Annotated in this window: 23 protein-coding genes; 13 read left to right on the top strand and 10 right to left on the bottom strand. The window is 63.8% G+C overall.

The genetic code is table 11. From position 1 onward, the window contains the following. Positions 1 to 5 precede the first annotated feature (5 nt). Both ABID59_RS04875 and ABID59_RS04880 read right to left on the bottom strand, forming a co-directional pair. Positions 6 to 1,019, bottom strand: a complete 1,014-nt coding sequence (locus ABID59_RS04875; protein WP_354082617.1) for a polysaccharide deacetylase family protein — start codon at positions 1,017 to 1,019, stop codon at positions 6 to 8. Between the two features lie 248 nt (positions 1,020 to 1,267). Further along, a complete protein-coding gene (locus tag ABID59_RS04880) occupies positions 1,268 to 2,947 on the bottom strand; it encodes a L,D-transpeptidase (protein WP_354082618.1) in 1,680 nt (559 codons plus the stop codon). A gap of 208 nt (positions 2,948 to 3,155) precedes the next feature. Here ABID59_RS04880 and ABID59_RS04885 point away from each other — a divergent pair, with 208 nt between their 5' ends. Further along, positions 3,156 to 3,704: a CreA family protein gene (locus tag ABID59_RS04885; RefSeq protein WP_354036137.1), complete on the top strand. Its 549-nt coding sequence runs from the start codon at positions 3,156 to 3,158 to the stop codon at positions 3,702 to 3,704. Positions 3,705 to 3,715: 11 nt separating this feature from the next. Here the strand turns inward: ABID59_RS04885 and ABID59_RS04890 are convergent, their stop codons facing one another. Continuing rightward, positions 3,716 to 3,910 (bottom strand): hypothetical protein, encoded by a 195-nt coding sequence (locus ABID59_RS04890; protein WP_354082619.1) that lies wholly within the window; start codon positions 3,908 to 3,910, stop codon positions 3,716 to 3,718. A 184-nt stretch (positions 3,911 to 4,094) separates the two neighbouring features. Here ABID59_RS04890 and ABID59_RS04895 point away from each other — a divergent pair, with 184 nt between their 5' ends. Beyond that, positions 4,095 to 4,478, top strand: a complete 384-nt coding sequence (locus tag ABID59_RS04895) for a hypothetical protein (RefSeq protein ID WP_354083128.1) — start codon at positions 4,095 to 4,097, stop codon at positions 4,476 to 4,478. A 34-nt stretch (positions 4,479 to 4,512) separates the two neighbouring features. After that, on the top strand, positions 4,513 to 4,878 hold the full coding sequence (locus ABID59_RS04900; RefSeq protein WP_148752991.1) for a hypothetical protein: 366 nt from the start codon (positions 4,513 to 4,515) through the stop codon (positions 4,876 to 4,878). Between the two features lie 3 nt (positions 4,879 to 4,881). Here the strand turns inward: ABID59_RS04900 and ABID59_RS04905 are convergent, their stop codons facing one another. Together ABID59_RS04905 and pdxR are read right to left on the bottom strand one after the other, a co-directional pair. Continuing rightward, positions 4,882 to 5,127: a DUF6719 family protein gene (locus ABID59_RS04905; RefSeq protein ID WP_148752992.1), complete on the bottom strand. Its 246-nt coding sequence runs from the start codon at positions 5,125 to 5,127 to the stop codon at positions 4,882 to 4,884. A 67-nt stretch (positions 5,128 to 5,194) separates the two neighbouring features. Next, the gene (pdxR, locus tag ABID59_RS04910) at positions 5,195 to 6,664 is read right to left on the bottom strand and encodes a MocR-like pyridoxine biosynthesis transcription factor PdxR (RefSeq protein ID WP_354082620.1); all 1,470 of its coding nucleotides are present in this window, start codon (positions 6,662 to 6,664) and stop codon (positions 5,195 to 5,197) included. A 76-nt stretch (positions 6,665 to 6,740) separates the two neighbouring features. On the opposite strand from pdxR, the gene ABID59_RS04915 reads away from it, so the two are divergent. The 7 genes from ABID59_RS04915 to ABID59_RS04945 all read left to right on the top strand — a co-directional run bounded on the left by ABID59_RS04915 (position 6,741) and on the right by ABID59_RS04945 (position 13,293). Further along, entirely contained in the window at positions 6,741 to 7,466 is a 726-nt protein-coding gene (locus tag ABID59_RS04915) for a pyridoxamine 5'-phosphate oxidase family protein (protein ID WP_354082621.1), read from the top strand. A gap of 52 nt (positions 7,467 to 7,518) precedes the next feature. Then, the gene (locus ABID59_RS04920; protein WP_354082622.1) at positions 7,519 to 8,796 is read left to right on the top strand and encodes an ArgE/DapE family deacylase; all 1,278 of its coding nucleotides are present in this window, start codon (positions 7,519 to 7,521) and stop codon (positions 8,794 to 8,796) included. A 237-nt stretch (positions 8,797 to 9,033) separates the two neighbouring features. Next, positions 9,034 to 9,843, top strand: coding sequence for a hormone-sensitive lipase (locus ABID59_RS04925; RefSeq protein WP_354082623.1), 810 nt, complete (start codon positions 9,034 to 9,036; stop codon positions 9,841 to 9,843). A gap of 37 nt (positions 9,844 to 9,880) precedes the next feature. Continuing rightward, positions 9,881 to 10,720 (top strand): tryptophan 2,3-dioxygenase, encoded by an 840-nt coding sequence (gene kynA / locus ABID59_RS04930; protein WP_354036148.1) that lies wholly within the window; start codon positions 9,881 to 9,883, stop codon positions 10,718 to 10,720. A 10-nt stretch (positions 10,721 to 10,730) separates the two neighbouring features. Continuing rightward, on the top strand, positions 10,731 to 11,933 hold the full coding sequence (kynU, locus tag ABID59_RS04935) for a kynureninase (protein ID WP_354082624.1): 1,203 nt from the start codon (positions 10,731 to 10,733) through the stop codon (positions 11,931 to 11,933). A gap of 202 nt (positions 11,934 to 12,135) precedes the next feature. Continuing rightward, a complete protein-coding gene (locus tag ABID59_RS04940; RefSeq protein WP_148753000.1) occupies positions 12,136 to 12,534 on the top strand; it encodes a PaaI family thioesterase in 399 nt (132 codons plus the stop codon). Positions 12,535 to 12,687: 153 nt separating this feature from the next. Continuing rightward, complete coding sequence (locus ABID59_RS04945; protein ID WP_354082625.1) at positions 12,688 to 13,293, top strand: GNAT family N-acetyltransferase; 606 nt, start codon at positions 12,688 to 12,690, stop codon at positions 13,291 to 13,293. Positions 13,294 to 13,382: 89 nt separating this feature from the next. Here ABID59_RS04945 and ABID59_RS04950 read toward each other — a convergent pair whose 3' ends face one another. Continuing rightward, a complete protein-coding gene (locus ABID59_RS04950) occupies positions 13,383 to 13,688 on the bottom strand; it encodes a hypothetical protein (RefSeq protein WP_354082626.1) in 306 nt (101 codons plus the stop codon). Positions 13,689 to 13,783: 95 nt separating this feature from the next. Beyond that, complete coding sequence (locus tag ABID59_RS04955) at positions 13,784 to 14,470, bottom strand: DUF2161 domain-containing phosphodiesterase (protein WP_354082627.1); 687 nt, start codon at positions 14,468 to 14,470, stop codon at positions 13,784 to 13,786. 138 nt (positions 14,471 to 14,608) lie between these two features. On the opposite strand from ABID59_RS04955, the gene ABID59_RS04960 reads away from it, so the two are divergent. Then, a complete protein-coding gene (locus tag ABID59_RS04960) occupies positions 14,609 to 14,956 on the top strand; it encodes a GrlR family regulatory protein (protein ID WP_354082628.1) in 348 nt (115 codons plus the stop codon). Here the strand turns inward: ABID59_RS04960 and ABID59_RS04965 are convergent, their stop codons facing one another. Continuing rightward, positions 14,957 to 15,637, bottom strand: a complete 681-nt coding sequence (locus tag ABID59_RS04965) for an SDR family oxidoreductase (protein WP_354082629.1) — start codon at positions 15,635 to 15,637, stop codon at positions 14,957 to 14,959. A gap of 122 nt (positions 15,638 to 15,759) precedes the next feature. Between ABID59_RS04965 and ABID59_RS04970 the strand changes: the two genes are divergently transcribed. Beyond that, positions 15,760 to 16,482: an SGNH/GDSL hydrolase family protein gene (locus ABID59_RS04970; RefSeq protein WP_354082630.1), complete on the top strand. Its 723-nt coding sequence runs from the start codon at positions 15,760 to 15,762 to the stop codon at positions 16,480 to 16,482. Positions 16,483 to 16,497: 15 nt separating this feature from the next. On the opposite strand, the gene ABID59_RS04975 is transcribed toward ABID59_RS04970, so the two are convergent. After that, positions 16,498 to 17,241 carry a tyrosine-protein phosphatase gene (locus tag ABID59_RS04975; protein ID WP_354082631.1) on the bottom strand — a complete coding sequence of 248 codons (744 nt, stop codon included), beginning with the start codon at positions 17,239 to 17,241 and terminating at the stop codon, positions 16,498 to 16,500. On the opposite strand from ABID59_RS04975, the gene ABID59_RS04980 reads away from it, so the two are divergent. After that, on the top strand, positions 17,240 to 17,443 hold the full coding sequence (locus ABID59_RS04980) for a hypothetical protein (protein ID WP_354082632.1): 204 nt from the start codon (positions 17,240 to 17,242) through the stop codon (positions 17,441 to 17,443). The genes ABID59_RS04975 and ABID59_RS04980 overlap by 2 nt on opposite strands. Before the next feature lie 33 nt (positions 17,444 to 17,476). On the opposite strand, the gene ABID59_RS04985 is transcribed toward ABID59_RS04980, so the two are convergent. After that, a complete protein-coding gene (locus ABID59_RS04985; protein ID WP_080137849.1) occupies positions 17,477 to 17,680 on the bottom strand; it encodes a DUF2735 domain-containing protein in 204 nt (67 codons plus the stop codon). Positions 17,681 to 18,117 lie beyond the last annotated feature (437 nt).

Consider the following 18,117-nt stretch of genomic DNA (forward strand, 5'->3'; position numbering starts at 1 on the left):
GACGGCTATTCGGAAACGGTCGTCACCACGGAATTGACCGGGCGCGTGCTCACCGTCGGCAGCTTGACGTCCTTCATCAGCTCCTGGTCGTATTCGGGGAGCGAGGCGACCGGCGCCTTGGCGCGCATCGCTACCACCTTGTAGCCGGCGGCCTTGAGACGGTTCAAAAGCTCGGGCAGGGCTTCCGCGGTGTGCTTCTGGAAGTCGTGCATCAGGAGGATGCCCTTGCCCTTCTTGTCGAGCCCCTTCATCACGGTCTCGATCACCTTCTCGGGCTTCGAGGCCTTGAAGTCGAACGAGTCGATGTCGCAGGAGAAGATCGCGACGTTGCGGTTGCCGAGATAGGTGACCATCTCGGGCGGATGCTGCAGCGCCGGGAAGCGGAAGAACGCTGCGGGCGAGATGCCGCCGAGCGCCCATTTCACCGCGCTGATGCCCTTCTCGATCTCTTCCTTGCGCTGCGCTTCGGTCAGCTTCTTGTTGTTGAGGTTGGCGTGCGACCAGGTGTGGGTGCCGACGGTGTGGCCGGCCGCGTAGACCTGCTTCAGGATCTCCGGCTCGTAGGTGGCGTGCTTGCCGATCGAGAAGAAGATGCCGGTGGTGCACTGGTCGGCGAGCGCCTTCAGCACGGCGGGCGTGTTGTGCGGCCAGGGACCGTCGTCGAAGGTCAGGACGACCTCCTTGTCGCGCAGGAAGTCGAGCTCCTTGAAATGCTCGAAGCCGAAGCCGGGACCGCCTGTGGTGTCGATCTCGACGGTGCGGGCGACACCCAGCGCGTCCGGATTGTTGCAGGCCGCACGCGCCGGCTGCGGCGCCTGTTGCGGCGGAGGCGGGAACGCGGCGGCTTGCGGCGCGGGCGCTGCGGCAGGGGCTGCAGCGGGTGCCGGAGCCGGAGCAGCGGCCGCGGGGGCAGCCTGGGTGGCGGCTGCGGGTTTCGCGGCCGGGGTCTGCGACCACGCCGCGCCTGTCAGCGCAACCGATATCGCGCTTGCCAAAATCAGTCCTGCCGCCACACGCATGGTGTTGTCCTCGAGATTGATCCCGTTGTTCCGCCGCGGCTTTTCGCCTCCGGCAAAACCTATCCTGCCCCAGATCATCCTAGCCTAGTTGGTGGCCCATCGCCATTGCAACGGCTGTTTGGCGCTTCGCCCCAATTGTGCCCAAGGTTCCCCCGGATGTGACCCGGCACGCAGCCTGCTCCGGCGAGACGACCGGCCGGCTCAACACCGCGTTATCTGACGCGGTGCCAAGCTTAGCGCAGCCCGGCTCAGTACAGGCGGACGATGAAGTCGGTGCCTTCGCCGGTCTCGCCCTGGTTGATGCCCTGGTCGGAGACGATGACCGAGCCGCCGGTGGTGAGCAGCTCGTTGATCTTCGCCATGGCGTCGGCAGGAATCGTGATGCGATCCAGTGCCTCGGCCGGGCTGTCCGGAGTAATCACCGGCTTTGCGGCAGCGGGGATCACGGCGGCGCCGCGCTGGCGGCGCGTAACGTGACTGTCGTCCTCGCGCGCGGCGGCGCGGATGGCGACGGGCAGGGACACCACTGACCAATGCAGCGCATTGGCATCGGTCTTGTCGATCTCGGCGGTGAAAACGTGGGTGCCGAGCGGCCGGTCGCTTGCCGCGATCGTCACGGGCACGTCGAACAGCGGCGCAAAATTCTGCCGCACGTAGAGCTTGGAATCCTTGCGGCTGATGAACGCCGCAATCTGACCGGTCCGCTTCGGCAGGTCCGGCTTCACGGACGGCGCGGGATCGGCAACGCGCGTCTGGTCCTTTTTTGCCTCCGGCGAAGCGGCCTGGGCGGGCACAATTGCCGTCACCGCCGCGTCGGGCTTGTTCTCGGTCGTCGCCGCGTCAGCCTTGGCCGGCTCTGACTTCGCGGCCTCGACCTTGTCAGCCGGCTTCTCGTCCGAGGTCGCCTTGGCAGCTTCCGCAGGCGTCGCTTCGGTGCTCGCTGCATCAGCGGGCTTGGCAGCCTCGTCCGTCGCCGCTGCCGCGTCTGGCTGCTTGGCCGGCTCGGAGGCCTCGGCGGACTTGGTGTCAGCCTTGACGTCAGTCTTGACCGCTTCCTCGCGGACCGGCGCATTGCCCGTGGTCACATCCGACATCACGGTATGGCCAACCGTGGAGCGCAGCTCGAGCACGCCGTCGGCGCTGGCGGTCTTGGTCTCAAACGACTTGGTCTCGACGGGCTTGGCGTCCGTGACGTTGGTTTCAGGCGCACCCTTGTCCGCCTTGTCGCCAACGCTCGTCGTCGGCTCGACGCTGGCAGCCGGCTGCGGCGGGACGCGCAGCGAAGCGAGCATCGGATGCGAGAAGTTTTGCGGCGTCATCTGGCCGGGCGTGACGATCACGCGCGCGCCCATCTTGGTCCAGTTCCACATTCTCACGGCGAATGCCATCGGTATGCGGATGCAGCCGTGCGAGGCCGGATAGCCCGGCAGCACGCCGGCATGCATCGCGATGCCGGACCAGGTGATCCGCTGCATGTACGGCATCGGCGCGCCGCTATAGATGTTGGAGTGGTGGAATTTGTGCTTCTGGATGACGCTGAACACGCCCATCGGCGTCGAGTGGCCCTTCATGCCGGTCGACACCGGCGACTCCGCGAACACGCCGCTGGAATCGTAGATCGTCACTTTCTGCCGGTCGATCGAGACGACGATGACGAGCGGACCCCGCGGCTTCGCGTCGGTCTCCTTCTCGACGCGCGCCGCGTTCTTGGTCTTGGCTGCCGAGCTGCGCTTCTGCGGCTTCTGCTGTGGCTCGTCGGGATGCCGCACCGGCCGCGCGTAGTAGGACCCGTCCGAATAATCCGGCGTGTAATAGAACGCTGCTTCTGCCTGGCTGGTCGTACCGATCGCACCCGCGGCCGTCAAAACGGCGAACTGCCACAGCCGTGCGGGCGCGGCAGCAAAACGGGACCCGTTCACGCTAGTCATTCCTCGAATCCGTAATCCAAATCAGACATTAGTCTCGCAGAGGGGATACGCGTTCACCAGCAGGGCGGTTCTGCCATCAGCTACTTTTGTCCAAGACGTAGCAAAAAAGCCTCACGGAGCGGTAAACGGCGGCCGCGCCCGGATGCCATCGTCTTCCTGAACGATCACCCCATACCTACATTGCCGGGACTTCTTACCGGAGAACTTCATGTCATCTCGTTTCCCCGGTCTTTCCGGCATCCGCTTGAAAGGCCTCGCTTTATTGCTTCTGGCTCTGGCCGTGCCGGTGGCGTCCGCGCAAGCCGCCGACGAGCCGGATCTGATCTTCCGTCGCTCCACCGTGTTCAAATGGATGAGCCCGAATGACAAGCTTGCGACCTACGGCCTCGACGACCCCGAAGTCGAAGGCGTGGCCTGTCACTTTACCGTGCCTGAGAAGGGTGGCTTCAAGGGGTGGCTGGGTCTGGCCGAGGAGGTTTCTGACGTCTCGCTCGCCTGCCGCCAGATCGGTCCGATCAAGTTCAGGGACAAGATGGAGCAGGGCGACGACATGTTCCGCAAGCGCCGTTCGCTCTTCTTCAAGAAGATGCAGATCGTGCGCGGCTGCGACTCAAAGCGCAATGTGCTCGTCTACATGGTCTATTCGGACAAGCTGATCGAGGGATCGCCGAAGAACTCGACCTCGACGGTGCCGATCATGCCGTGGGGACCGGCCGACGCGAACGTCCAGAAGTGCGGCGACTTCTTCACTCAGTGACGCACTTGCGTTCACTCAGTGACGGGATCGCGGCTGACGCGCGGTTTCGCATGGTGCGAGCCGCTCAGCCGCACGAAGGCCTGCGGCGCGGCCTCGTAGCCGCGGCCTGATTGCAGAGCCATCGCCCCTGGCGAAGCGGCGCGTTGATCGGCGCGGTCGTTCCGTTCGGCCGCGTCGCGCGCCATTGCGCGATCTTGCGCCATCATGGTGGCCATTCCTCACATGTGCCCGGTTGACGGGCCTTTCGGTTCTCGAAGGCTTCGGTCGTGCCCGGCGAACTCCGGGTTCATCAGCGGGTCCGGCCTTCGCTTGCGGTTCTCTTCAGCAGGAAACCGTAAAATGCATGTGAAGCGCTGACGTCGTGAATGTGACCGCGTCACCTCAACCTGCGTGGATGGTTGCTCCCAAGCGTTCAAACTGTCACGTGCCCTATCTGAAATGATTGACGTTTTCCGGGAATTGTTTCGTCAGATCGCGAGCGACGAAACAATTCTCACCGGGAAAGAAACCATTTTCGGCTTTGGGCGCATCACGGGAGAAACCGCGGATGGTTATCAGCTTCACAACGACGACGGCACGCCGCCGACCACGCAATTCGGGGACATATCCATGCGCGCGCTCAGCTTCATCCTTGCTTTCGGCTTCGTGCTCGCCGGTTCCTCGTTTGGCGGCGCGCCGGACGGTAGTCTGCCCGGTATCGGCACCTTCCAGTACAGCGGTTCGCCGATGACCACCACGGCGCCTCAGCCGATCGTTCTCGCCGCGCGCTTCTGATCAGCAACAAGAAAATCAGCCGGCAAAAGCCATCATGTACCTTCGTCTCTGCGCTGCAGCGGTCCTCTCCCTTCTGACGATCAGTTCCGTCCAGGCGCAGGTGCGCGCGCCGACCCGGCTGCCCGACCCGCGCACCGAATTCGTGCGGCAATGTGCCCCGCGCATGCTCGGGCGCTGGGAGCATCCGGAGGAGGTCTGCGGCTGTCTGCATGATCATGCCGCGGCCGCGGTCGAGGATCGCGACCTGCGCGAGGCGCTGCTGCGCGGCATCAGCGAGACCGGCGTTCCCACGATCGAGACCGATTGGGTGCCGGCGGCAAAGCAAAGCGAAATCGGCGCGACCTTCACCAAGATCGCCAAGCCGACCCTGCAGTGCATGTTCGATCCGGCGAAGTCGTAGCGGTTACTTGGACTTCGGACCGTACCGCGCCACGCAAGAGCTGGTTCGCACGACGCCTTTGTCGCTCATCTTCGAACCGCGAACTTCCTTGACCTGTCCGGCCGGGCAGGTTCCGTCATCCACCATCACGCGCTGACCAAGCTTGAGATCGACGATGTCCTGCTCGCGCCCGACCGTGGCCGCGTGTGCCGCCGTCGCGAGCATGGCGGAGATCAGGACTGAGAGACAGGCTGCACGACAGGGTGACATGATGAGGGATTCCGGCGTCGGTGCAGCAATGTAGGGAGCGGCACACGATTCTCATAGTGGACCTTTGTCACGCCCGCCGGCCCGCCTTGCTTTTGTTGCGCAAGGCCGCGCGCGCCTCCCGTGCGAGCCTTTCGGCGGAGGCGACGAGTTGTGGAACCGCGTGCCCGGAAAATCCCAGCACGAAGCCGGGAAGCGGCCGCGCCCGCGCATAAGTGTCGGCGAGCAGCCAGCCCTCTGCGCCCGCGGCCTGTTTCGCTTCGGCCGCAACCGCTGGCGCAACGGCCGGATCGAACTGCGCCACGAGGTGCAGGCCCTGCGACGGCACCGGGACCGACAGCGCGCCATCCGATGCCGCTTCGAGCGTTTCGGCCAGTGCATCACGCGCCTCGCGGTAAAGCTTGCGCACGCGCTTGAGGTTTGCGGCAAACGCGCCGGAATTGAGCATATCGGCGACCGCGCCTTCCATCAGCGTTCCGGGAAAACGGTCGAGCGCGGCGCGCGCGGCCGTGACGTCGCCGATCAAGCGTTCGGGCAGGGCGCAATAGCCGATGCGCAGTCCCGGAAACAGCGTCTTGGCAAATGTGCCCATGTAGATCACGCGCTGGAGGTGATCGATGCCGGCGAGCGACTTCAGCGGCGCGCCGTCATAGCGGAACTCGCTGTCGTAATCGTCCTCCAACACGAAGGCGCCGGCCTGCTTCGCCCAGTCGAGCAGCTCCAGCCGCCGCGGCATCGACATCTGCACGCCGAGCGGAAACTGATGCGACGGCGTGACATAGGCCGCGCGTGCGGAAGGCGCGCCCGTGCGGCCCCTCGCGATTTGCAGGCCATGGGCGTCGACGGGAATGGGCACAATGCGATAGCCGCATTGGGCGATGGTCCGGCGCGCAATGGGATAGCCGGGGTCCTCGCACCAGACCTGATCGTCGGCCTTCAGGATCGTGCCGAGAGCGATGCGCAGCGTGTGCAGCGTTCCTGATGTGAGCATGATCTGGTCGGGATCGCAGCGCAGCCCCCGCGCTGAGAGCAGATGGTCCGCGATCGCGACGCGCAACTCGCGGCTGCCACGCGGATCGCCGTAATGCAGATGCTCGGCGCCGAAGGCGCGCATGCGTCGGCCAACGAAAGCGCGAAAACGCTGTACCGCGCGCTCGTCGATATGGGTGCAGCCGAGCGAGAGCGCGCCTTGCTTTGGCGCCTCGACAATCACCTTCGGCTTCTTCTGTATGGCCGCGCGCGCCGGAATGCGCGCGGCAACGAACGTGCCAGAGCCGACGGTCGCTTGCGCGAACCCGTCGGCGATCAGGCGCTCGTAAGCCGTGACGACCGCGTTGCGCCGAAAGCCGGTTTGTTTGGCGAGCGTGCGCGACGGCGGCAGCGGCTCGCCAGGTTTGACGAGGCCAGAGACGATCATCTCGCACAGGGCCTGGTACAGCCGGTGCGCTGAGGAGGCGCCGGCGGTGATGTGCGGGCCAATGAGATCGAGCGGCAGCTCGGCCTTGGCAGGGACGAGAGAATTGGTCGGAAGTTTTTGCATGGAATTGGCACTATCGCAGACCAAATGCGCAGTTACAACCGGTCTCGAATTCGTCCAATTCTGATGAGGAGCGGCCGTGAGCCAGACCGAGAGCCAAGATTTCTATCCGACGTCAGCGCGCAATCAGGTGAAGCGCCGGCACGATCGCGGCTTCTACGATTACGAGACGGTTCATCGCATCCTGGACTCCTCGATGCTGTGCCATGTCTCCTACGTCATCGACGGTCAGCCCTATTGCACGCCGACCTTCTTCTGGCGCGAGGGGATGAAGCTCTATTGGCACGGCTCGAGCGCGAGCCGCATGTTGCGCAACCAGACGAGGGGCGAGCGGGTGTGCCTGACGGTCGCCCATCTCGACAGCCTCGTGCTGGCGCGCTGCGGCTTCAATCATTCCGCCGACTACCGCGCGGTGATGGCGTTCGGCACCGCCTATCTCGTGACCGACCCCGCAGAGAAAGAGCGCGCCGTGGTCGCGATGGTCGACCGCTTCTTCCCGGATCGCACCGCGAGCCTGCGGCCCAGCAGCACCCAGGAGATCAAGGCGACCTCCTTCATCGCGATGGAGATCGAGGAAGCTTCCGCAAAGGTCCGCGCCAAGGGTGTCGCCGACGACGATGAGGACTACGAATTGCCGGTCTATGCCGAGCGCATTCCGGTTCGCACCGTTCTCGGCACGCCGGAGCCGTGCCCGCGGCTGCTCGACGGCGTGAGCAGGCCGGCAACGCTGAATGGCTATTCGGAAGGCCGACTGCTCGAAGATGCATTGCGGGATGCTTATTTTGTGGAGTACCCGAACGGCTGAAATCGGCTAGCTTGCGTGCACCGTTGACCAACTGGATGCCCGGAGTTGCCTGATGAATGCTGAAACGCAGCAGAGGATTCTTGACGCCGTCGATGCCGGCTTCGAAGCCCAGCTTGCGACCACAAGCGATTTCGTTGCGATACCCTCGACCCGCGGGGCGGAGGGACCGTGCCAGGACATGATCGGCGACCTCCTGCGCGCGCGTGGCTACGAGGTCGACGACTGGCACATCAACGTCGATGATCTCAAGGATCTGCGCGGCTTCGGGCCGATCGAGCATGATTTCTCCAAGGCACGCTCGGTGGTCGGCACCTATCGTCCGAACACCGAGGCCGGCAAATCGCTGATCCTCCAGGGGCACTGCGACGTGGTGCCCGCCGGGCCGCTGGAATTGTGGGACACGCCGCCGTTCTCGCCTGTCATCAAGAACGGCAAGATGTTCGGCCGCGGCGCCTGCGACATGAAGTCGGGTACCATCGGCGCGCTCTATGCGCTGGATGCGATCAAGGCGGCCGGCTTCAAGCCGACTGCGCGGATTCACTTTCAGTCGGTGATCGAAGAGGAGAGCACCGGCGTCGGCGCACTTTCGACGCTTCAGCGCGGCTACCGGGCCGATGCCTGCTTCATCCCCGAGCCCACCGCCGGCAAGATGGTGCGCTCGCAGGTCGGCGTGATCTGGTTTCGCCTGCGCGTGAAGGGCCATCCGACCCATGTCGCCTTTGCCGGCTCCGGCTCCAATGCGATCATGGCGGCTTATCACCTCGTCCATGCGCTACAGAAGCTCGAGATCGAGTGGAACGAGCGCGCCAAGGCCGATCGTCACTTCAAGACGCTCAGCCATCCCATCAACTTCAACCCCGGCATCATCAAGGGCGGCGATTGGGCCTCCAGCGTGCCGGCCTGGTGCGACGTTGATTGCCGTATCGCCATCCTGCCGGGTTGGTCGGTCGCCGATCACCAGAAGGAGATCATGGCCTGCGTTGCCGCTGCCTCGCGCAACCACCGCTTCCTCGCCAACAATCCGCCGGAGGTCGAATGGTCGGGCTTCCTGTCGGAGGGCTATGAGTTGACCGATTCCGCGGCACCGGAAGCCGCATTCGGCAAAGCTTTTAACAAGGTCTATGGCGGCGCCGTCGAAGATCTCGTCTTCACCGCGCTCACCGATACCCGCTTCTACGGCCTCAACTATGGCATCCCCAGCCTGTGTTTTGGCGCCAGCGGCGGGGAGATGCACGGCTTCAACGAATATGTCGATCTGGACTCGCTGAAGAAGACCACCAAGGCGATGGCGCTGTTCATCGCGGAATGGTGCGGGGTGGAGAAGGCGTAAGCCTCTCTCCTTTGTCATTGCGAGGAGCTCTTGCGACGAAGCAATCCAGACTGCCGCCCCGGAGGTAGACTGGATTGCTTCGCTTCGCTCGCAATGACGCAGTGAGTCGCCGGGGGCGCCGGCCTGCCCAATCCGGGGGCTCATCCAAATCCTTTAAGCTTAAAAGAAAGACTAGGATGCCGGCCTGACCGGTGGCAGACTGGCCCCGGTTCGCTGGGCGAGCCCCCGGGAGTTACGATGCGCGATTGGGATGATGCTTACGCCAATTCGGCCCATATCCCGGGCTCGGACAAGCTGCCGGCGCAATGGGCGGAGCGGGCGGCGGCTTACCGGGGCGGGCTGAAGGGTTTTCGTTCCGACATCGCCTACGGTTCCGGTGAGCGCCAGCGTTTTGACCTGATCCTGCCCGACGGCGACTGCAAGGGCCTCGTCGTGTTCGTGCACGGTGGCTACTGGATGCGCTTCGACAAATCGACCTGGACTGATCTCGCCGAAGGTGCGCGCCACCATGGCTGGGCGGTAGCACTGCCGAGCTACACGCTGACGCCGGCCGCGCGCATCTCCGGCATCACCGCCGAAATCACCGCCGCGATAGCGACAGCGGCCTCGCTCGTCGCGGGGCCGATCCGGCTGGCGGGCCACTCCGCCGGCGGGCATCTCGTGACGCGCATGCTCTGCGACGACAGCCGGCTCGAGCCCGCCGTCTTCAACCGCATCGCCGGCACGCTCTCGATCAGCGGGCTGCACGATCTGCGGCCGCTGCTCAAGACCAGGATGAACGAGACACTGCGCATGACCATGGAGGAGGCGACGCTCGAAAGCGCGGCGCTGCATCTGCCACGCGGACATTCGCCTCTGACCGCCTGGGTCGGCGGCAGTGAGCGGCCCGAGTTCATCCGCCAGTCCGACTTGTTCGCCAACGTCTGGACCGGCTTTGACGTGCCGACGCGTCTCGTCGTCGATCCCGGGCTCAACCATTTTACCGTGATCGATGCGCTTAGGGATCCGTCGTCGCCGATCACCGCGCGCCTGATCGGCCTCGACTGACGGGGCGCAAAGGGATGATCGATCGAGAGGGCCTGCCATGACGTCCAGCGATTACGATCCTTCAAGCGAAGGCGCCGAGACCGAATTCGCCCGACGCATGTCCTATGGCGACTATCTGGCGCTGGATGCGATCCTCGGTGCACAGCATCCGCTCTCCGAAGCGCATGACGAGATGCTGTTCATCATCCAGCATCAGACCACGGAGCTGTGGATGCGCCTTGCCATCCACGAACTCAGCGCCGCACGCCGCGCCATCGCCAAAGACGAGGTGCAGCCCGCGATGAAGATGCTGGCGCGGATGTCGCGCATCTTCGAGCAGCTCAACGGCGCCTGGGACGTGCTGCGCACGATGACACCGAGCGAATACACGCGCTTTCGCTCGCAGCTCGGGCAATCATCAGGTTTCCAGTCGCGGCAGTACCGGCTGATCGAATATCTGCTTGGCAACCGCAACCACGCCATGCTCAAGCCGCACGCGCACGATGCCGAGACGACGAAGCTGCTCGAGGACGAGCTTGCGACGCCGAGCCTCTATGACGAGGTGCTGCGGCTCGCCGATCGCAACGGGCTCAAGATGCCGGCCGCTGTGCTCTCGCGCGATGTCCGCGAGACCCACAGCTTCAATGAGGGCGTGCTGCAGGCCTGGCGTATCGTCTACGAGGCGCCGGAGACGCACTGGATGCTTTACGAGCTCGCCGAGAAAATGGTCGATTTCGAGGATTATTTTCGCCGCTGGCGGTTCAACCATGTGACGACGGTCGAGCGGGTCATCGGCTTCAAGCGTGGCACCGGCGGCACCGGCGGCGTCAGCTATCTCAAGCGCATGCTGGAGGTCGAGCTATTTCCCGAGCTCTGGCGCGTGCGCACCATTTTGTAGAGATGTGTCCATGACCAGGCTTCGCGTCTACGACGACACCAAGGCGCTCTTTCATCTCCCTGACGGCGTGATCTATCTCGACGGCAATTCGCTCGGTGCATTGCCGCTTGGCGTCGCCGAGCGCGTCAACCGCGTCATTATGGCGGAGTGGGGCAACGAGTTGATCCGCGCCTGGAACAGCGCCGGTTGGTATGCGCAGCCGCGCCACGTTGGCGACCGCATCGCGCGGCTGATCGGCGCGAAGGCGGGGTCGGTCATGGTCGGCGACACGCTGTCGCTCAAAGTCTATCAAGCGCTCGCCGCCGCGCTCGACATGAATGCATCGCGCAAGGGCGTCCTGTCGGACACCGGCAATTTCCCGACCGATCTTTACATGGCCGAAGGCCTGATCGCGACGCTCGGGCGAGGCCATCAATTGCGCCTGGTGGCGCCCGAGGAGGTCGAGGCCGCGCTGTCGGAAGAGATTGCGGTGCTGTACATCACCGAGGTCGACTACCGCACCGGCCGCCGTCACGACATGGCGAAGCTGACCGCAAAGGCGCATGAGCTTGGCATCGTCACGGTCTGGGATCTCGCCCACTCGGCCGGCGCACTGCCGGTCGATCTCGCCGGCTGTGGTGCCGATTTTGCGGCCGGCTGCACCTACAAATATATCAATGCCGGCCCGGGCGCGCCGGCTTTCCTCTATGTCGCCCCGTGTCACGCCGACAGCGCACGCACCGCGCTGTCCGGCTGGATGGGGCACGCAAAGCCCTTCGCATTTGAGCTTGGCTATGCTGCCGCGGGCGGCGTCGAGCGCATGCGTGTCGGCACGCCGCCTGTGCTGGCGATGGCGGCGCTGGAGGCTTCGCTCGATATCTGGGATCGGATTGACGTCGAGGAGGTCCGCGCCCGCTCGCTGGCGCTCGGCGATCTGTTGATCGCTGAGGTCGAACGCCGCTGCCCCCCCTTGAAGCTGGTCACGCCGCGTGCGCACGAGTGCCGCGGCTCGCAAGTCTCGTTCGCCTTCGAGGGCGGCTACGCCGCCATGCAGGCCCTGATCGCCCGCGGCCTCATCGGCGATTTCCGCGCGCCTGACATCATGCGGTTCGGGATCACGCCGCTGTATATCGGCGAGGCGGAAGTCATGAAGGCGGCCGAGATCATCGAGGACGTAATCGCAGGCGAGGTGTGGCGGCGGGCGGAGTATCAGGTCGTCAATGCGGTAACGTGAGGGACGAATGCTGCCTCAACCGTCATTGCAAGCGTAGCGAGCCGGTCGGTCAACGCCGCCGGTCCCGGTTGCAGGATGATCGGCGACAAAACCATATGAGCAAGTGCCTCGGCCGTGTCACGATAACCATTACCTCGGGCGTCATTGCTTTGCCGCACTGTGCATTTCACCTTGAGAACAGAACGAATTGGGAGGAGATCCGATGACGCCGCTTGAGAAAGTTAAAGCGATGAAGATGCCGTTTGCCGAGCTCAAGGGCGTCGAGTTCGTCGAAGCGGAGAAGGATCGCGTGGTGGCACGGATGATTGTCAGGCCCGATCTCTGTACCCTGCATCACACCGTCCACGGCGGCGCGGTGATGGCGTTCGCCGATTCCGTCGGCGCAGCCGCAACCGTGATCAACCTGCCGGAGGACGCAAAGGGCACGACCACCCTGGAGAGCAAGACCAATTTCATCGGCGGGGCGAAGGAGGGAACCACGGTCGTCGCCATTGCCACGCCGGTCCATAGGGGCCGGCGGACCCAGGTCTGGACCACTCGGCTGGAGACCGGGGATGGCAAGCTGATCGCTATCGTGACCCAGACCCAGCTGGTCCTTTAAAGACTACGGAGGCTTGATTTTGTTAACGAATTAGTCGTTCTCGCTGCCTCAAACTTGAGCAGGTTCCCGTCTTGAAAAATTTGCTGCGACGCACAATATTGGAGGCCTAGGGATTCGAACGCCTCCTCGAGGGACACCAAGAGGAGTTTTGACGTGGTACTTGAAGACACCGTCCGCACCGCTCCGGGCTATGTGCGGACCCTGATCCAGCAGGAAGAATTGCCGCTGTTGCGCGATCACCTGCTCAGGCTCGATGCCGAAAGCCGGCATGATCGCTTTAACGGTTTTCTCGACGACAGCTTCATCGAGCGTTACGCCGCCCGCTGCGCCGAGGATGGCACCGTGATCGTCGCCTATATCGTCGATGGCGTGGTTCGTGGTGCGGCCGAGCTGCATCCGCCGGAGGGCGATTCGTTGCCTGAGGTCGCCTTCAGCGTGGAAGCCTCCGCCCGCCGCCAGAACGTCGGCACCGTGCTGTTCAGCCGCCTGATCGCGGAAGCGCGCTGGAAGGGCTACAAGAGCCTGCGCGTCACCACGGGAGCGGAGAATCACGCCATGCGGGCGCTCGCCAAGAAGTTCGGTGCGCATCTGCAGTTCCGACATGGTGAGTCCACCGGCACGATCGATCTTGGCAAGACGCCCGAGGCCGAGCTCGCTGAGCTCGCAGCGGCGCCGTTCAAGGCCGGCCGCGCGATTCTCAACTTCAACTCGACCTGCTGGAAGCTGATCTCCAGCATGTACGGCAATCGCGCAGCCTGAAATCAAGAGACCTGAAATTCAAAGGCCTGAATCAAAAAGCGGACCGGCAAGGCCGGTCCGCTGTTTTATTGGAGCCAAGGAATGAGCGCTCAGGTGCCGGTGCGCTTGTCGTTGCCGAAGCGACGGATGACACGGCGTTCGACCACCACGGAGCGCTGCGCACCCTGCTCGCCGGCGATCACGCGCGTCGCAGTGATGCGGCTGTTGGTGCGCGCCTGCTTCTTGACCTCGGCCTGAACGGTTTCGAGCGGCATGCCCATCAGCGCTGCGGCGATCTCGGCCTGCTGCTCCTGGTCGTCGGTGATGCCGACGGCGGCGAAGATCGCCTCGTCCAGGGTGGGCGGATCGTGGCGCACGCGCCGCGTGCCATATTTGGTATTCCAGTCTGCGTTCATAACGGCCTCGTTTTGATGCCGGGATACCTAGTGCCTGAGATGCTGCATTGCAATATGAAATCGGTGTGGCATCTCAGCTATGCACCGGTCGGATGTCATGGCGGTGACGCGACACCGGCATCGATCGTAGCCCGTTGCTGCGGCCAGCGTTTGAGCGCCGTCTGTCCTGCCTCCGTAAGCCCGTAGATTCCCCGGTCGGCGCGCTCGAACCAGCCATACACATTGTTAAGCAAAATCTTGCCGGCATCGGGGCAGCGCTCGCGCAATTCGCGCACGCGGCGCGGGCCGGCGGCAAGCTCCGATGCGCAGGTCAGCGCCTGCTGCCGGTACGCCGTCATGATCGGCGCGCGCGTGCTGCCGCCGAGCACGGGATCCCCTTGGCGGCGCTGATGCTCGGCCACGAGCCGCGAGCGCGTCTTCGGCTCGCGGCGGGGGACTGCCGTCGGTGGCTTCACGAGCACCTCGACCTGGCCGTTGTCGGTCACCCCGAGCATACCGAAGCCGAGGCGCCGACACAGATTGCGATAACGTGCGTCGCTCTCGCGGCCCTTGCCGCGGATCGACATCTTTGCGGCGATCCAGACTTCGTCGCCCGCCGGCGCGCGATCGACCGCCTGCAGAATCAGCTCGAGATTGAAGGCGAGCTTGAGCTCGCCAATCACCACCACCGGCGGATCTCCGGCGCTCAGGCCCACGAGATCGCAGCCGCCAATCTCGCCCTTCACGGAGAAGCCGAGCTCTTCGAGGAAGCGTTTGACGGGGAGATAGAGCGCGGTTTCCACAGTGAGTTTCCGATCGAAGAAGAAGAATCAGTTGCGGCCAGTTTAGCCCGGATGGGGACTCGGGCGGCCGGCCCATTTGCCCGGACGCGGTCAAGCCAGCTATACCCCTGCGCGCGGAACAGGCGGGCGCGCGCGAAGATGACGATCAGGAACGGGCTTTATCACATCCGGATCGAGATGCTGGATGGCGTGCAGGGCGGCAATCAGGGCGTTATGGTGCTGCGTGACGGCACCATGCGCGGCGGCGATTCCTTTTTCTTTGCCCATGGCAGCTACACCTCCGCCGACGGCAAGTGGAAGGGCGAGCTGACCAACGAGGAGCATTCGCCCTCGTTCGACGAGCGCCCCGTATGGGGTCGCAAGGTCGTCACCATCGGCTTCAGCGGCACCTACACCGACGAGACCGCCTATGGCGAAGGCATGGCGCTCGCGGGCAAGCAGAGCATCCGTTTCAAGGGCAATCTGCGGCTGCTGGTGCCGGATTGATCACACCCGTCCGCTCACCGGAATCAGCGCGCCGGTGACGCCACTCGCGGCGTCGCTCACGAGGAACAGGATCACCTCGGCAAGCTCCTGCGGCGTCACCCATTTGGCGAAGTCGGCTTTCGGCATGTCGGCGCGGTTCGCCTTGGTGTCGATGGTCGACGGCAGCACCGCGTTCACCGTGATCTTGCCCTTCCATTCGTTGGCGAGCGCCTCGGTGAGGCGGTGCACGCCCGCCTTCGATGCCGCGTAGGACCCCATGCCGGCGCCAGCCTGCAGCGCGCCCATGGCGCCGATGTTGACGATGCGACCCGCCTTTGAAGAAGCAAGATGCGGCAGTGCCGCGTGCGAGGCGTTGAGGGCCGTCAGCACGTTCAGCGCATGCATGCGGTGCCATGTCTTGATGTCGCCGTCGCCAACGGTCTCGAAGGCAAAGCCGCCGGCGATATTGACCAGGGCGTCCAGCCTGCCGAAATGATTTGCGGCGGCATCCACCGCCGTCTTCGCCTGCGCCGGGTCGGACAGGTCGACGCCGCCGATCTCGATGCGCTCGGCCGTCGCCGGCAGTTGAGAGGGCGCGTGATCGATGCCGGCGACCCGCGCGCCGCGTGATTGCGCGACGTCGGCGACAACCTTGCCAAGCGCGCCGAGCGCGCCGGTCACCACAATGATTTTTCCTTGCACGATACTCTCCGTCGTCTCAATTCGCGCCGACTATTGCGTGAGGCGAATTGGACTTGCAATGGCGGCGGCATCAAGGCTGAATGATTGCTGCAACTTTAGATGGCGGCGCGGAGGTTTGGTTCATGTCTGACGAATTGCCGACTGTCGATTGTCCCCCTGAGATCGTTGATTTGAAGCATCCCCTGGAGAATTTCCGGGCCGCGTTGAACGGAAGGGGCCCCGTGCGCGTCGTGGCGATGGGGTCGTCATCGACTGCGGGACTTCGCAATGTCGTTCCCTATCCCGCGCGGCTCGAGCTGTATTTGAGAAAGCACTACAAGGATGACGATCCGCATCCGAACATCCGGGTCGACGTGTTCAACCGTGGCCAGGGCGGCCAAGAAGCGCCATTGGAAGTGGCTCGGTTCAAAGACGATATCTTTGCTGACAATCCTTCTCTGGTGCTCTGGCAGATCGGAACCAATGCGGTCTTTCGCCAGAAGGAGTTCAACTTCGACGAAGTGGTCGCAAACATCATCGGGGGATTGGCGCTCCTGCGCGGTCACCTGACCATGGATGTTGTCCTGATCGACCCGCAATACGTGACGGCCATGCTGTTCGACGACAACGCCGATCTTGCGGAGAAGATGGTTTCGGCGATCCGAACCGCGGCGGAGGACGCCAAGGTCAATCTGTTCCAGCGCTGGGCGCTAATGCGCCACTGGCACGTGCTAAACAACGCTTCGTTCGAGCAGCTGCTGGATCCGGAGGATGATCTGAAGCTGCATCAGAGCAATTGGAGTACCATGCAGGTATCGCTCGCGCTGACCAATTCCATTATTAAGGCCGCAACTCCGACGGCGTGAGGCGCCCGGCGTCGCTCACGCCTGAAGATAGCGCTCCTTCAGCGCGGTCTGCTCGGCTGCGCCGAGCTTAAGGCCGTCGCGCAGGTAAGTTTCGACATCGCCATAGTCGCGGCCGACAGCTTCGAAAGCCGCGTCCAGATAGGAGGCATTGACCGAGCCGATGGCGTCGAGGACGTCGGCGGGCAGATCGGAGACGCTCGACGCGTCGCGCTTGTAGTGGCGATTGGTCAGCAGATAATCCTCCGCAATGACCTCCTCGGGCACGCCGAGCGCATGCAGGATCAGCGCGCTGGCAAAGCCGGTGCGGTCCTTGCCGGCGGTGCAATGGATCACGAGCGGAGCGCGGTCCTGTAGGAGATGGCCAAACAGCATGCGGAAGCTGTGCGTGTTGTGGCGGACATAGTTGCGATAGGACTCGCGCATGAGCTCAAGCGCGACCGGTCCCGTCAGCGCGCCCCTGGCGAGCTCGGTGCGCAATGAAGCCACCACCGTCGGCTCGATCGGTAGCGAATGCACAGTGATCTCGTTGACGACGCAGATGCCGGCCGCGCGCTCCTCGACGCCGCGGAAGTCGAACGCACTTCTGACGCCGAGTGCGCGCACGATCGCGATGTCTTCAGCGGTGAGCTGGCCGAGATGGTTGGAGCGGAAGATGTGGCGCCAGCGCGTGGTGCGACCGTCGCTTGTGGCGTAACCGCCGAGGTCGCGAAAATTGCTGGCGCCTTGCAAAGCGAGGTGACGGGCAGGAGAGTCCGACATGGGAGCTTCTTTTTGTTATGTTGCCGACGGACCATTACAGGGGGCAATCATCGGTCGGCAAGATCGGGGCGACGACGGTCAAGCATTTGATGCGGCCGGTGACGGCCTGCGCAGTGATCTGAGCCCGCAATCATGTGCGGAATCAAAAAGGGTCGAAACCTCATTGTTTCGACCCTTTCTCAAACTTCCGCTGAACGCTTGAAAGAGCGCGGCGGTTTCAAACAAGGCACCGGCATTAACGTTCCCATTTGGGCTTTGCTTCGTCGACCGCGTCCTGGTGGTACCAGCTGTCGCTGCAGATCGAGACGTTCGCGGGAAGCGAAGCGTGATCGGCGGGAAAGCGGGTGTCGCCATAGCGGCGCCCGGCGAGAGCCGCGCGGCCCCCGACGGGGAATTGATAGATCTTCGCAGATCCGTGACTCAGTCCATTGTTCATCATTTCGATTTGCTCCTCGGTCGAAGCGCCTTGGCCTCCATGGTGCGCCCGACTCGTTCGATTGTGGTTACTGGACTCCCCATATCGACCGCGCATCCCGAATTGGAAAGTGCTGAAAACGAAATCAGCTCTCGCCTATTTTGTGGGCAGTCGACCGTCTGCACCCCCCAAGGCAGCGTGTTGGTGACTAACGCGTGGGCCATTCCAAAGGTTGCTAGGCAGGGATCGGGGCTTTGCGAAAGTTGCCGGACGTTGATGCGCGTTTCATCGGCAGCCTGCGGCAGGGGCCCGCGTGCTCCAGAATCAGGCGTTTTCCGCGGGACTTTTGCACTGCAGCTTCACGCGAAGGTGCGCGGCTATGACGCAGGTCGCTGTGGACGGCTTTGCGGTGGCGGGCCGGTTCCGGTCGCGGTGGACAACCTCCCGCGCTGCGGCCTTTT

It is taken from the genome of Bradyrhizobium sp. S3.3.6, assembly GCF_040546905.1.
Taxonomy (GTDB): domain Bacteria; phylum Pseudomonadota; class Alphaproteobacteria; order Rhizobiales; family Xanthobacteraceae; genus Bradyrhizobium; species Bradyrhizobium cytisi.

Coding starts and splice junctions, on each gene's coding strand:
- ABID59_RS04880 (WP_354082618.1), bottom strand. CDS start 2,947: ATGACTAGCGTGAACGGGTCCCGTTTTGCTGCCGCGCCCGCACGGCTG.
- ABID59_RS04975 (WP_354082631.1), bottom strand. CDS start 17,241: ATGTCGGACTCTCCTGCCCGTCACCTCGCTTTGCAAGGCGCCAGCAAT.
- ABID59_RS04890 (WP_354082619.1), bottom strand. CDS start 3,910: ATGATGGCGCAAGATCGCGCAATGGCGCGCGACGCGGCCGAACGGAAC.
- kynU (WP_354082624.1), top strand. CDS start 10,731: ATGACCAGGCTTCGCGTCTACGACGACACCAAGGCGCTCTTTCATCTC.
- ABID59_RS04885 (WP_354036137.1), top strand. CDS start 3,156: ATGTCATCTCGTTTCCCCGGTCTTTCCGGCATCCGCTTGAAAGGCCTC.
- ABID59_RS04960 (WP_354082628.1), top strand. CDS start 14,609: ATGACGATCAGGAACGGGCTTTATCACATCCGGATCGAGATGCTGGAT.
- ABID59_RS04920 (WP_354082622.1), top strand. CDS start 7,519: ATGAATGCTGAAACGCAGCAGAGGATTCTTGACGCCGTCGATGCCGGC.
- ABID59_RS04940 (WP_148753000.1), top strand. CDS start 12,136: ATGACGCCGCTTGAGAAAGTTAAAGCGATGAAGATGCCGTTTGCCGAG.
- kynA (WP_354036148.1), top strand. CDS start 9,881: ATGACGTCCAGCGATTACGATCCTTCAAGCGAAGGCGCCGAGACCGAA.
- ABID59_RS04980 (WP_354082632.1), top strand. CDS start 17,240: ATGGGAGCTTCTTTTTGTTATGTTGCCGACGGACCATTACAGGGGGCA.
- ABID59_RS04925 (WP_354082623.1), top strand. CDS start 9,034: ATGCGCGATTGGGATGATGCTTACGCCAATTCGGCCCATATCCCGGGC.
- ABID59_RS04875 (WP_354082617.1), bottom strand. CDS start 1,019: ATGCGTGTGGCGGCAGGACTGATTTTGGCAAGCGCGATATCGGTTGCG.
- ABID59_RS04905 (WP_148752992.1), bottom strand. CDS start 5,127: ATGTCACCCTGTCGTGCAGCCTGTCTCTCAGTCCTGATCTCCGCCATG.
- ABID59_RS04970 (WP_354082630.1), top strand. CDS start 15,760: ATGTCTGACGAATTGCCGACTGTCGATTGTCCCCCTGAGATCGTTGAT.
- ABID59_RS04985 (WP_080137849.1), bottom strand. CDS start 17,680: ATGATGAACAATGGACTGAGTCACGGATCTGCGAAGATCTATCAATTC.
- ABID59_RS04950 (WP_354082626.1), bottom strand. CDS start 13,688: ATGAACGCAGACTGGAATACCAAATATGGCACGCGGCGCGTGCGCCAC.
- pdxR (WP_354082620.1), bottom strand. CDS start 6,664: ATGCAAAAACTTCCGACCAATTCTCTCGTCCCTGCCAAGGCCGAGCTG.
- ABID59_RS04900 (WP_148752991.1), top strand. CDS start 4,513: ATGTACCTTCGTCTCTGCGCTGCAGCGGTCCTCTCCCTTCTGACGATC.